Here is a 12,379-nt window from a genome sequence, read left to right as displayed (position 1 = left end):
TGAGAGTCCGTTAGTACTAATATTTCGGAGATTAAATATGAATATCATGAAAATCGCTGCCGCATCTATCGCAGCTGTATCATTTGCAACAGCATCTATGGCTGGTTCTATGGCAGAACCTGAAATCGAACCAATGATCGAAGTTGTTGAAGAAGAGCCAGGCTCATCTGCTGGTTCAGGTGGCATTTTGTTGCCATTGTTGGGTCTTGCAGTAGTTGCAGCGTTGATCGCATCAGACGACAGCTAATAACCAAAGCTTCCAAAATCTTAAAAGGCAGCGCAAAAGCGCTGCCTTTTTCTCTTTTTGCCCCAAATTTGCAAAAATAGCGGCGAAAGTGTCACAGTATTTGCCATTCGCGGCAAAACGCGGTGTTCCATTGACATCATTCACGCGCAATCTTAGATAATACTCACTGGCCCAATAGGGGTCTATTAGTACTAACATTTTTGGGAGCTCTCAAATGTCTATCATGAAAATCGCTGCATCAACTTTCGCAGCAGTATCACTTGCAACAGCATCTTTCGCCGGTTCTTTGGCAGAGCCAGAAGTAGAACCAATGATCGAAGTTGTTGAAGAAGAAACAGGTTCATCTGCTGGTTCAGGCGGCATCTTGTTGCCATTGCTTGGTCTTGCAGTAGTTGCTGCTCTGATCGCATCAGACGACAGCTAATATTTCAACAGATTTCGATCTGTTATTAAAAGGCAGCGTTTCGACGCTGCCTTTTTTATTGCACTTATTTTATCAACCAACGTTTGTGCACCCAAAACCATTGTTCGGGATGATTGCGGATTTTAGACTCTAACCGTTCATTTGCCCGAAGCGTCATTTCAATCGCATCGGTTGGTTCAATCGGTTCCTGGAAATCAATATGAATATCCTGTCCGTTTGCAGCACGGGTTGCAAATACAGGTACCAATGGCACCTTGAGTTTCAGCGCCATTTCCGCCGCTGCCACCCCTGTTTTTGCATTATGTCCCAAAAACGGTAGATCGCGCCCGTCGTTTTGACGCTGATCAATCAAAATGGCCATAAACCCGCCACTGCGCAGCGTTTTTATCATGGTGCGCACACCACCTGTACCACGCGGCACAATTGGTTCGCCTGCACGTTTAATGCCACGCAGGAAATATTTTTCGTAAAATGGATTGTTCGTTGGGCGATACAGCGCCCCTGTTTCCATGCCATGCGCCATTAAATAATGGCGGATCGCCTCCCATTGGCCAAAATGGCCAGATACAATAATCGCACCGCGCCCATCGGTCTTACATTGTTCTAAAACATCAAGCCCGACACCCGATGCATGAAATCGTTTGGTTTGCGCTGCGTAATCTTCGTTAAATAAAATCTCGCCCAATGTTTGCCCAACGTGGCGGGCCATCGTGTTGCGTATGGTCAAACGCTCTCCGATCGCCATATCAGGGAAAATCAGTGCCAAATTATCATCCGCGCGTTTGCGAATGCTTGGTAAAACCTTGATCACACCACCCGTCAAGCGCCCCAATATACGGCTTCGCGGTTCGATGGGGATAATTTTAAACAGCTTTAAAATCACCCAAATCGGGGCAAATTGAACAAATGATAACAGGGTTTTCATCACGAGGCTTTCTTGTAAATCATTGCGTCTTATTGCTTAATCTCAATGTGATTTCAACGTTGGCGGATTTTTTCCAACACCGCTTCTTTACCAGTGAACAATATTATGCACAGACTGAAACCAACGCCAAAGGCGATGATTTCCACCAGCCATTGATTATTGCCACCAAATGCGATTTTCCAAACCGCCTGAAACGCCATGAACATCGCGATAAGACGAAATGCGGGGAATCCGTTTTTGCCCGCTTGTGTTCGCCCAGCAAAAACAATCCACGTAAACGCCCCGATCAAACCAAAGGCCGCAGGATACCCACCAATTAACAATGTGTGTTCATTCAAGATCAGTGCATAGCCGATTGCTCCAAATGCTTGGCTTGTGAAAAAAACCGACAAAACACCGAACCAATGCAATTCCTTGGCAACAAAATTGCCCAGCGCCAAGACGTAAACACATACAATCAATGCCTCTGGGAAACTGCGATGGATAAAACCATATGTGAATAGGCGAATGACGTGTTCCAATGGCGCGCTCTGATTTTGAAACATCCAATCGGAAATTTGATCAAAAAATCCAAATTGTCGCGCCGCACTAATGCGCCAGCCAATGGCCTCTGGCCCACCAATAAATCCATGTGCGCCTGCCTGAAACAGCAATTCAATCGCCGCGATCAAACCCGTCAATAAAACCACAACGGGCGGCAAAGCGTGTATCGGTGATACATTGTGATCAGGATCATACATAACGGCATTCTTTGACTGGTTGACGCGTGGGGCGCACGGGGCGATAAGGCGTGCACGTTTAGTAATCTAATCAAGGATCAAATACCATGACAGAAACCGCGAACGCACAGCGCATCTTTTCTGGCATTCAACCATCTGGGAACCTCACGCTTGGGAATTACCTTGGCGCGTTGAACCGTTTTGTGACAATGCAAGATAGCGGCATTGAAACCATTTACTGTATGGTCGATATGCACGCGATTTCTGTCTGGCAAAATCCTGATGATCTGCGCCGTCAAACGCGTGAACTGGCGGCGGCCTATTTGGCTTGTGGCCTTGATCCCGAAAAATCCATTTTGTTTAACCAAAGCCAAGTGCCCGCACATGCGCAATTGGCATGGTTGTTTAACTGTGTGGCGCGCGTTGGCTGGATGAACCGCATGACACAGTTCAAGGATAAGGCGGGCAAGAACGCTGAAAAAATGTCGCTTGGGCTTTATGCCTATCCGGCCCTGATGGCGGCGGACATTTTGGTTTACAAAGCCACACATGTTCCCGTTGGCGAAGATCAAAAACAGCATGTGGAATTAACCCGCGATATCGCGGCCAAGTTCAATCATGATTACGGTGTTGATTTTTTCCCAATGCCCGAACCTGTAATCGAGGGCGTGGCAACACGCGTGATGTCATTGCGCGATGGCACCAAGAAAATGTCAAAGTCCGATCCATCAGACATGAGCCGTATCAATCTCAAAGATGATGCAGACACAATCGCCAAAAAAATTCGCAAGGCAAAGACAGATCCCGAACCATTGCCAAGCGAAACGGAAGGTTTGAAAGAACGCCCAGAGGCGCGCAATCTGGTGAATATCTATGCTGCACTTTCTGAAACCAGCTCGGATGATGTGTTACGCGAATTTGGCGGTCAGCAATTTGGCCAATTCAAACCAGCGCTTGCAGATTTGGCCGTGGCAAAAATTGGTCCGATCAGCGATGAAATCGCACGCTTGATGAATGACACATCCCAAATTGATGCGATTTTGGGCAAAGGTGCCGATCGCGCCGCCAACATCGCCGAGCCCATCGTTAATGAAGCCATGGAAATCATGGGTATGGTATTATCGCGCTAATCTAATCGACGATTAAATTATTGGGCGCGCTGGGGTGATTCAGCGCGCCTATTTTGTGTTAATCTCATCATGATTTTTTGGCAAGCTTACACGAAACAACGTGCCATTTTCGCCTGTTTCAACCAGTTCCAGTTTCCCGCCATGCCCTTTGACCAGCTCTGCTGAAATCGCAAGCCCAAGCCCAGATCCACCAGCGCGTGCGCCACCTTCAAATGCGGTGAACAGGTTATCCAATGCTTTTGCCGGCAATCCTGGCCCGTTGTCGCGGATCAAAATATCCCAAGTGTCTGGCGTATCTGATGCGGTTAAGTTGATCACACCGTTAGCCTTACGTGCGGCCAGCACCTGCCCCGCGTTACGAACAAGATTTGATATCACACGGTGTAGTTGTTCTTCGTCAGCGGCAACGCGCAGTGATTTATTGATATCAACCTCGATGCTCACATCTGAACCATCCAGCGGCAATCGTTCATTTTCCGCCACATCTTCGATCAATTTATAAAGCGACAATTCTTTGATATCTGGCTCTGCCTCTTCGGCCTTTCCATACATTAACGTGCGTTCACACAGATTCACCGCGCGCGATAACGAACTTACCAATTTTGGCGCGGTCTTTTGCACCCGTGGATCGTCGCTCATTTCCATGCGATCCGCCAACAATTGCGTCGTGGTCAAAATATTGCGCAAGTCATGGCTAATCTTTGACACCGCACCGCCCAGTGCCGCCAAGCGTTCCTTTTGGCGTAACGATTTATGGATTTGTTTTTCCATGGATTGCAATGCAACTTCGGCTTCATACAACTCTTTAATCCCGCGCTTGGGTTGGATGATATTATTGCGATCTTCGGGTGCGGATTCAAAATTCCTCATCTGGCGGATCACACGATTGGTTGGTTGAACAATCAATCGTCGCACAGCAAAAAACAAAAGTAGGCTAGTGATGGATGAAATCACCAGCGATAGCCATAAAATGTTGTACCCATAATCAAGCAGTGCATCGTGCAGCGGGCGTTCATTCATCGATATCTCGATCAACTGTCCCGCGTCCTTGACCGGATAGCCCATCACACGGATCACACGGTCCTCGCGATTTAGCAGGGTCGCGAACCCGTCTTTGATCAATGTCCACGCACTGTTGTTGCGCAAATCATATGTTTGCGCGACCAATGCTGGCATTTCCGATGACAGAACCAATTCGCGCAAATCATCGCGGCGCAACACAACGTTCAACACATTGGCATTGTCCAACAACTCTGCCTCTAATTCTGGGTTCACCATATCGTCGGGTGCAGCCAGCAATGCAAGGGATGCAATTTGTGATCGTTCCAAACGCTCGTGCAAATATTCGTAACGAAAACGCGCCACGGAAGGGACAAAGATTAAAATCTCTGCCAGCATAATAAACACAACCGTCAACAACAAGAAACGGCCAGAAAGCGAGTTAAAGAACATCATATGCCTGCACAGTTAAACTGTTGCGATATTAGAACCTCTGGACCAAACCTACAATGCGTTTCACCATCGTGCTGTCAAACAGTCGCGGGCCGAAATATGCACCCGCCGCGCGTTTGTTCACTTCGCCCAATGTGGGATAAGGTGCAACCATATTGGCAATTGCTGACATTTTCAGATTATTCGCCAATGCCAGTGCCCAAATTTGAATCAATTCACCCGCTTGCGCACCAACAATGGATGCGCCAACAGGGCGACCCTTGATCACCATAACCTTGATCAACCCCGTTGTTGCCAGTTCTGCGCGCGCCCGATCATTTTCGGCGTATTCAAACCGTACCACTTCCAATTTATCGCCGTGTTTTTCGCGTGCTTGTTCTTCGGTCAAACCGACCTGCGCCATTTCTGGGTCGATATACGTGGCCCACGGAATGTGATCTGTTTTCGCTTTCGATGGCAAACCAAACAATGCGGATTTAATAATCACGCCCGCATGATATCCCGCCACATGGGTAAATTGCAGCCCCGCCGCCACATCACCAATCGCATAAACGCGCTTGTTTGTGGTTTTCAGGGATGCATCAACTTTGATGCCCCCGCGTGTGGGTTTAATGCCTGCCTGTTCCAAATCCAGCTTATCAACATTGGGTTTGCGCCCAACGGCCATCAACAAGTGTGTGCCGCTATATGTCTTGCCATCCTTGGTGTGCACATTGATATCACCCGCACCTCCAGTGATTTTTTCGGCCAATGCGCCCTCAACAATTTCAATGCCTTCACTGCGCAAACGCTCCAATGCGATAGCCGCCAATTCTGGATCATCCTTGCCCAATGCTTTCATGCCTTCCAGCACTGTGACCTTGCTGCCAAGGCGCACATGCGCTTGCGCCAGCTCCATTCCGATTGGACCGCCACCAATCACGATCAAATGATCGGGCTGTTCTCTTAAATCAAATATATTTTCGTTGGTGAAATGGGGCACACCATCCAGCCCATCAATGGGTGGTACGAACGGGGATGACCCCGTTGCAATCACAAAACGGCGCGCGGTGATGATTTTATCGCCTGCTTGCACCTCTGTTGGGGAAATGAATGTACCAAATTCGGTAATCACATTCACACCCAACCCTTGGAACCGTTCCACACTATCATGAGGTTCGATGCCCTTGATCACGTTTGAAACATGATCCTTGGCCGCCGCGTAATCCACTGTAGGTTTCACAGGTTTAATGCCAAACGGTGCGCCCGTGGTCATCGCATGGGCATGTTTGCCTGCCGCAATCAATGCCTTGGATGGGACACAGCCGTAATTCAGGCAATCACCACCCATTTTATGCCCTTCGAGCAAAACCACGGATGCACCCATTTGAACAGCCCCTGCCGCCACGGATAGACCGCCAGAGCCAGCACCAATAATACACAAATCTGTTTTAATACGTTCCATGACCTTAAACCTTTTTGAATTTTGAAATGACAATCGGCATCGCCGCCAAGGCACAAAGCCCTAATATCGGGCCCAAAATATGGGGCTCAAAAATAATGCCGAGGTTGGGCGTTTCACCCGCGGCAAACACATCGCCCAGCCCAGCGCCAACAGATGTATAAACAACCGATCCGGGCATGATGCCGAAAAACGTGGTGACCACAAAATTTTTCAGCTTAACACCCAAAAACGCAGGTGCCAGATTGGCGATAAAAAACGGAATTGCGGGCACAAGGCGCATCAAAAACAGATAACTGATCTCGTTTTTGTTTATCTCGCGCCCCATTTTATCCAGCACGGATTCTTTGCCATCATTTTGCAGCTTTTGCTGCAACAGATCGCCAAGCCCTGTCTTCGCCGCCAAAAATATCGCCACCGCACCAATGGTTGCGCCAAGGATATTGAACAATGCACCTGGGAATATGCCAAACAGGAACCCACCTGTTAACGTCATCACCGCCGCACCTGGCAATGAAAATGCAACGACAACCACGTAAATTGCGATAAATGTCAGTGCTGCGATAAAATAATTCCCATCGCGCCATGCGATCAAGCTTTCGCGATTGTCGCGCAATGTTTCAAAATTCAGATAGTCTTTCAAAAAAATGAACCCCGCAACCGCTACAACCAAGATTGTAATCAGTGGAATCATTCGCCTTATCGAAAACCCCTTTGCCGTTGTTGTATCGCTCATTGTTCGCACCCCTTGCGTTTGTTACATCTTAATTGGATGAATCGCGGCGGTTACGCTAGTAGGCTCACAGCGGGTTGATCGGGCGTGTATCAATATTTCAGTATTTATGGGGTTTTCAGGGTAAAACCGACAAAACCGTAACATTTGGATGAAAAGAACTGACATTCTTGCAATAAAACTGTGGGATTGCGAATTGACTTACACAATTCATCGGCCTAAACAGCGGCACTTGAACACCACCGGCTTCGAATCTCTTGTAGGTTTGGCCGCAATACGATCAGGAGATCGACATGAAACGTACATACCAGCCGAGCAACCTTGTTCGCAAACGCCGTCACGGTTTTCGTTCGCGTATGGCAACGAAAAACGGTCGTAAAATTTTGAACCGTCGTCGTGCACAGGGCCGCAAGAGCCTATCTGCATAAGACGCACCCATACGGGTATCTGAATTATGAAACCGCCGGAGGCAACAATCAGCACCCCACAGGGCGCTGGTGGAACGCCACCGGCGGTTTCCGTTTGCCTACAAACAATTAAAAAACGCGCCGATTTTTTGGCCTGTTCTCGTGCAAATTGGCGCGGCACCACGGGCTTGGTACTGCAAGCACGCGATCGCAAAGATGATGACACATCCACGCGTGTTGGTTTCACTTGTTCCAAAAAGGTCGGCAATGCCGTTGCCCGCAACCGCGCCAAACGCCGATTACGCGAAGTGGCACGAATTGTTTTGTCTGAAAAGGGCCGCGCGGGTTGGGATTACGTCCTGATCGGCAAATCCCAAGTCACCGCCAATCGTGATTTCAACGACTTAATCAAAGACATGCGTTATGCCCTAAAAAAGGTGCATGAATGACCCCGCTTGCAAAAATATGTGCAATTCCTGTACGTGCCTATCGCCTGATCTTTAGCCCGTGGGTCGGGCATGGATGCCGATATCAACCGACATGTAGCGCTTATGCCCTTGAAGCATTAGAAAAACATGGTGGGATCAAGGGATCATGGCTCGCGGCCAAACGCATTGGGCGTTGTCATCCGTGGGGTGGGTCTGGCGTGGATAACGTCCCCGATTAATCCACCTATATTTTTCACAAGACAGGCGCAAAATTTCGCGTATATTTGCAACAGGTGATGGCGTCACCTGCGCGACATGCGCTTCATCTTATGGTCCTGCACGCCCGGACATTCCTTTGGGGGTGTTTGGTTTGCCCCTGATTTACAGGAGACCTTGATGGAACATAACCTTAACACACGTGTCCGAAATTTTCGCTTTGCCAATGGTGAACGCGCGCCATTGCCGTTTGCTCAATCTGAATATGATGCGCGTATCGCAGGCATGCGCGAGATTATGAATGCAAACGGGTTGGATGCGGTGATCCTGACATCCATGCATGGCATCGCCTATTATTCTGGTTTTTTATATTGCTCATTCGGGCGCCCATATGCCTGTGTCATTACACATGACACTGCCACAACCGTTTCCGCTGGAATTGATGCGGGGCAACCTGCACGACGATCCGCCACTGAAAACATCGTTTATACAGACTGGCAGCGCGACAATTATTGGCAAACGGTAAAATCGCTGATCGGAACGGGGAAATCAGTCGGGTACGAGGCTGATCACCTGACAGTTATGGCGCGTGGTGCCATGTTGGAACATCTGCAACCCAAATTGGTTTTTGATGTCGCACCTGCATCCATGCAACAACGTATGATCAAATCAGCGGGCGAAATCGCATTAATCCGCGAAGGTGCGCGGATTGCCGATATTGGTGGTGCGGCCATTCGCGATGCGATCAAAATTGGCACACGTGAAATCGATGTGGCCATGGCGGGACGCGATGCGATGGAACTGGAAATCGCACGGGCATTTCCCGATAGCGAGCTTCGCGATACATGGGTTTGGTTTCAATCGGGGCTGAATACCGATGGGGCGCATAACTCGGTGACCACGCGAAAATTACAGGCCGGCGATATCCTGTCGCTCAACACATTCCCGATGATCAACGGATATTACACCGCGCTGGAACGCACATTATTTGTTGGCGAACCCAATGGCGATGAATTGCGCGTTTGGCAGGCCAATGTTGATGCGCATGAACTGGGCATATCCCTGATTAAACCTGGTGTGAAATGCAGCGATATCTGTGCAGAGATCAACGCATTTTTTGCCGATCAAAACCTGTTGCAATATCGATCATTTGGATATGGTCATTCATTTGGCGTTCTGTCCCATTATTATGGTCGCGAGGCGGGATTGGAACTGCGCGAAGATATCGACACGGTTTTAACCGAAAACATGGTGGTTTCCATGGAGCCGATGCTCACATTGCCCGACGGTGACAACGCCGCGGGCGGGTACCGCGAACATGACATTTTGGTGGTTGGCAAAGACAACAGCGAAAACATCACTGGGTTCCCATATGGCCCCCAACACAACATCGTTGCCCCCTAGGCATTATCAACAGGGCAGGTTATAGAGCATCAACGCCAAGGAGCCTGCCCCATGTTGGACGATAAAACCGAAATTCACGCCCTGTTCGAGGGCGCGCCATCGACAACCGAATACAAGAAGCTACGCAAACGTATCGTGCGCCAAACGCGCGAAGCGATTGAGCAATTTGGCATGATCGAACGTGATGCCAAATGGTTGGTCTGTTTGTCTGGTGGCAAAGACAGCTATACTTTGCTGGCCGTGTTGCATGAATTGAAATGGCGCGGATTGCTGCCTGTGGAATTGTTGGCGTGTAATTTGGATCAGGGGCAACCAAATTTCCCCGCAACCGTATTGCCCGAATTTTTGGAACGCATGGGCGTGCCCCATCGGATCGAATACGAAGACACCTATTCCATCGTAAAGGAAAAGGTTCCAGCAGGGCGCACATATTGTGCGATGTGTAGCCGCCTACGCCGTGGCAACCTTTATCGGATCGCTCGCGAAGAAGGCTGTAGCGCTGTTGTGCTTGGCCATCATCGCGATGATATGTTGGAAACGTTTTTTATGAACCTGTTTCATGGTGGGCGTTTGGCAACCATGCCACCAAAATTGGTGAATGATGAGGGCGATTTATTCGTTTATCGCCCGCTTGCATTCGTGGCCGAGGCCGATTGTGAAAAATTCGCCAATCAAATGAATTACCCTATCATCCCATGCGATCTGTGTGGCAGCCAAGACGGGTTACAACGCCAACAGGTCAAACAAATCTTGGACACTTGGGAAAAAAATTCCCCTGGTCGTCGCCAAGTGATGTTTCGCAGCCTGATGAACGCACGCCCAAGCCACCTGCTGGATTCGCAATTATTTGATTTCGCAGGGTTGATGCGCCCAAACCCCAAGGAATAGTGGCAAAAAACCCACCCAAATGGACAAAATAAAAACATCCGCACAATGGCCTGCGTTTTTTGCGCAGGTTTGAACAATAAGACGGCCAAGAACCTTGACCTTTGGCAACCTTTTGTATTGAACCAAGCGGACTCATCAGATCGGTTTTAGGACAGGCAAATGGAAGAAGATAACAACAAAAATATGATCCTCGCGATGGTGCTCAGCGCACTTGTGGTATTGGTATGGTTCTTCCTGTTCCCACCAGAACCACCCGCGGAACCTGAAACAACGGCCGTGACACAAACCAGCGATGGCGTTGCAACGACACCCGCCGCTGATGGTGCGATCCCTGCAATTGCGGCAACACCTGCACAATCGCGCGATACTGCGTTGGCGAAATCAGAACGCATTGAAATCAAAACACCGCGCTTGTCTGGTTCATTGTCCCTCACGGGGGGGCGCATTGATGATCTGCAACTGACAGATTACAACGTGCGTCTGAATGATCCATCTGAAAAAATCACATTGCTGTCACCTGCGGGTGGACCCAATGCATATTACACAATGTATGGCTGGGCCCCTGCCAGTGGCCTGACATATGACAACGTGCCAACCGCAAGCACCGTTTGGCAAATCGAAGACGGTACAACATTGACCGAAACAACGCCTGTGACCCTGAAGTGGGACAATGGCACGGGTCTGACATTCCGCCGCACAATCAGCGTTGACGCCGAATATAAATTCGACATCACACAAAGCGTTGAAAACACCACAGATGGCGAAGTCCGCCTCGCCCCATATGGCATTATCGCACGCAAGGGCGAACCAGAAACCATCGGTTTTTATATCCTGCACGAAGGTGTGGTGCGAAATTCCGACGGTGAAATCCAAGAAATCGATTACGACGATATGCCAGACCAAGATCTGGACCCACGCGAAAACGCAAATATCGATGCCATTGGCGTGGAATCAGAGGGCTGGATCGGCTTTACTTCGAAATACTGGATGACAGCGCTTGCACCACAATCGGGCCAAGCATTCAATTCCGTATCCAAATATTCCGCCAGCAATGACACATATCAAACTGATATGCGCCTGCCAACAATGGCGGTGGCCGCTGGTGCCACACAATCGATAACCACATCATTGTTCACAGGTGCAAAAGAATACGATGTGATCAAATCCTACGAGGATGGCGGTATCGCCAAATTCGTTGATTCAATCGACTGGGGTTGGTTTTTCTTCCTCACCAAACCAATTTTCAAGGTCATGCATTTCTTGAACAACCTGATTGGCAACATGGGTTGGGCGATCATTGGTTTGACATTGATCATCAAGGCGATCTTGTTCCCGCTTGCATATAAATCATACGTTTCCATGGCACGCATGAAAGAATTGCAGCCAGAAATGGAAGCATTGAAAGAAAAGCACGGCGATGATCGTCAGGCACTGCAACAGGGCATGATGAAATTGTATAAGGACAAAAAGGTAAACCCCGCCGCTGGTTGTTTGCCGATCTTGCTACAAATCCCGATTTTCTTTTCGCTCTACAAGGTGATTTTTGTAACGATTGAAATGTATCATGCGCCGTTCTTTGGCTGGATTCATGACCTGTCTGCGCCCGATCCAACATCGTTCTTGAACCTGTTTGGATTGCTGCCGTGGTCAACACCTGATGCGACATCATTCTTTGCGATTTTCTCCATCGGTGTGTTCCCAATTTTGATGGGCGTCACCATGTGGTTGCAACAAAAATTGAACCCCGCCCCGACAGATAAAACACAGGCGCAAATCTTTGCGTGGATGCCATGGGTATTTATGTTCATGCTGGGTCAATTCGCGGCGGGTTTGGTGATTTACTGGGTGGCCAACAACACCATCACGTTTATCCAGCAATACACGATTATGCGCAGCCAAGGCGTGAAACCAGATATCTGGGGCAACATGTTTGGCTTCTTGCGTAAGAAAAAAGATACCGCATAA

Annotated in this window: 14 protein-coding genes; 9 read left to right on the top strand and 5 right to left on the bottom strand. The window is 48.9% G+C overall.

The genetic code is table 11. The annotated features are described in order from the left end of the window. Nucleotides 1-37 precede the first annotated feature (37 nt). Nucleotides 38-247 (top strand): hypothetical protein, encoded by a 210-nt coding sequence (locus IE094_RS07020; protein WP_189639875.1) that lies wholly within the window; start codon nt 38-40, stop codon nt 245-247. A 214-nt stretch (nt 248-461) separates the two neighbouring features. Beyond that, entirely contained in the window at nt 462-671 is a 210-nt protein-coding gene (locus tag IE094_RS07015) for a hypothetical protein (RefSeq protein ID WP_189639874.1), read from the top strand. 64 nt (nt 672-735) lie between these two features. Here the strand turns inward: IE094_RS07015 and IE094_RS07010 are convergent, their stop codons facing one another. Beyond that, a complete protein-coding gene (locus IE094_RS07010; RefSeq protein WP_189639873.1) occupies nt 736-1,596 on the bottom strand; it encodes a lysophospholipid acyltransferase family protein in 861 nt (286 codons plus the stop codon). Nucleotides 1,597-1,649: 53 nt separating this feature from the next. Beyond that, complete coding sequence (locus IE094_RS07005; RefSeq protein WP_189639872.1) at nt 1,650-2,336, bottom strand: rhomboid family intramembrane serine protease; 687 nt, start codon at nt 2,334-2,336, stop codon at nt 1,650-1,652. Between the two features lie 86 nt (nt 2,337-2,422). Here IE094_RS07005 and trpS point away from each other — a divergent pair, with 86 nt between their 5' ends. Beyond that, the gene (trpS, locus tag IE094_RS07000; RefSeq protein WP_189639871.1) at nt 2,423-3,445 is read left to right on the top strand and encodes a tryptophan--tRNA ligase; all 1,023 of its coding nucleotides are present in this window, start codon (nt 2,423-2,425) and stop codon (nt 3,443-3,445) included. A gap of 48 nt (nt 3,446-3,493) precedes the next feature. Here the strand turns inward: trpS and IE094_RS06995 are convergent, their stop codons facing one another. Genes IE094_RS06995 through IE094_RS06985 form a run of 3 tightly spaced genes read right to left on the bottom strand, consistent with a single transcriptional unit; the run spans nt 3,494 to nt 7,074 of the window. Next, complete coding sequence (locus IE094_RS06995) at nt 3,494-4,900, bottom strand: sensor histidine kinase (protein WP_229802132.1); 1,407 nt, start codon at nt 4,898-4,900, stop codon at nt 3,494-3,496. 28 nt (nt 4,901-4,928) lie between these two features. Continuing rightward, nucleotides 4,929-6,341, bottom strand: coding sequence for a dihydrolipoyl dehydrogenase family protein (locus IE094_RS06990; protein WP_189639870.1), 1,413 nt, complete (start codon nt 6,339-6,341; stop codon nt 4,929-4,931). A 4-nt stretch (nt 6,342-6,345) separates the two neighbouring features. Further along, complete coding sequence (locus IE094_RS06985) at nt 6,346-7,074, bottom strand: TVP38/TMEM64 family protein (RefSeq protein WP_189639869.1); 729 nt, start codon at nt 7,072-7,074, stop codon at nt 6,346-6,348. Nucleotides 7,075-7,364: 290 nt separating this feature from the next. Between IE094_RS06985 and rpmH the strand changes: the two genes are divergently transcribed. The 6 genes from rpmH to yidC all read left to right on the top strand — a co-directional run bounded on the left by rpmH (nt 7,365) and on the right by yidC (nt 12,379). Further along, nucleotides 7,365-7,499 carry a 50S ribosomal protein L34 gene (gene rpmH / locus IE094_RS06980; protein WP_099592213.1) on the top strand — a complete coding sequence of 45 codons (135 nt, stop codon included), beginning with the start codon at nt 7,365-7,367 and terminating at the stop codon, nt 7,497-7,499. A 26-nt stretch (nt 7,500-7,525) separates the two neighbouring features. Beyond that, nucleotides 7,526-7,927, top strand: a complete 402-nt coding sequence (gene rnpA / locus IE094_RS06975; RefSeq protein WP_189639868.1) for a ribonuclease P protein component — start codon at nt 7,526-7,528, stop codon at nt 7,925-7,927. After that, a complete protein-coding gene (gene yidD / locus IE094_RS06970) occupies nt 7,924-8,145 on the top strand; it encodes a membrane protein insertion efficiency factor YidD (RefSeq protein ID WP_189639867.1) in 222 nt (73 codons plus the stop codon). The genes rnpA and yidD overlap by 4 nt, the downstream gene beginning before the upstream one ends. A gap of 157 nt (nt 8,146-8,302) precedes the next feature. Further along, nucleotides 8,303-9,526, top strand: coding sequence for an aminopeptidase P family protein (locus tag IE094_RS06965; protein WP_189639866.1), 1,224 nt, complete (start codon nt 8,303-8,305; stop codon nt 9,524-9,526). Between the two features lie 51 nt (nt 9,527-9,577). Further along, entirely contained in the window at nt 9,578-10,414 is an 837-nt protein-coding gene (gene ttcA / locus IE094_RS06960) for a tRNA 2-thiocytidine(32) synthetase TtcA (protein WP_189639865.1), read from the top strand. 159 nt (nt 10,415-10,573) lie between these two features. Beyond that, the gene (gene yidC, locus IE094_RS06955; RefSeq protein WP_189639864.1) at nt 10,574-12,379 is read left to right on the top strand and encodes a membrane protein insertase YidC; all 1,806 of its coding nucleotides are present in this window, start codon (nt 10,574-10,576) and stop codon (nt 12,377-12,379) included.

It is taken from the genome of Paramylibacter ulvae (genome assembly GCF_014652655.1).
GTDB lineage: Bacteria > Pseudomonadota > Alphaproteobacteria > Rhodobacterales > Rhodobacteraceae > Amylibacter > Amylibacter ulvae.
This window is presented reverse-complemented; position numbering and strand designations above follow the sequence as displayed.

Coding starts and splice junctions, on each gene's coding strand:
- IE094_RS07020 (WP_189639875.1), top strand. CDS start 38: ATGAATATCATGAAAATCGCTGCCGCATCTATCGCAGCTGTATCATTT.
- IE094_RS07015 (WP_189639874.1), top strand. CDS start 462: ATGTCTATCATGAAAATCGCTGCATCAACTTTCGCAGCAGTATCACTT.
- IE094_RS07010 (WP_189639873.1), bottom strand. CDS start 1,596: ATGAAAACCCTGTTATCATTTGTTCAATTTGCCCCGATTTGGGTGATT.
- IE094_RS07005 (WP_189639872.1), bottom strand. CDS start 2,336: ATGTATGATCCTGATCACAATGTATCACCGATACACGCTTTGCCGCCC.
- trpS (WP_189639871.1), top strand. CDS start 2,423: ATGACAGAAACCGCGAACGCACAGCGCATCTTTTCTGGCATTCAACCA.
- IE094_RS06995 (WP_229802132.1), bottom strand. CDS start 4,900: ATGATGTTCTTTAACTCGCTTTCTGGCCGTTTCTTGTTGTTGACGGTT.
- IE094_RS06990 (WP_189639870.1), bottom strand. CDS start 6,341: ATGGAACGTATTAAAACAGATTTGTGTATTATTGGTGCTGGCTCTGGC.
- IE094_RS06985 (WP_189639869.1), bottom strand. CDS start 7,074: ATGAGCGATACAACAACGGCAAAGGGGTTTTCGATAAGGCGAATGATT.
- rpmH (WP_099592213.1), top strand. CDS start 7,365: ATGAAACGTACATACCAGCCGAGCAACCTTGTTCGCAAACGCCGTCAC.
- rnpA (WP_189639868.1), top strand. CDS start 7,526: ATGAAACCGCCGGAGGCAACAATCAGCACCCCACAGGGCGCTGGTGGA.
- yidD (WP_189639867.1), top strand. CDS start 7,924: ATGACCCCGCTTGCAAAAATATGTGCAATTCCTGTACGTGCCTATCGC.
- IE094_RS06965 (WP_189639866.1), top strand. CDS start 8,303: ATGGAACATAACCTTAACACACGTGTCCGAAATTTTCGCTTTGCCAAT.
- ttcA (WP_189639865.1), top strand. CDS start 9,578: ATGTTGGACGATAAAACCGAAATTCACGCCCTGTTCGAGGGCGCGCCA.
- yidC (WP_189639864.1), top strand. CDS start 10,574: ATGGAAGAAGATAACAACAAAAATATGATCCTCGCGATGGTGCTCAGC.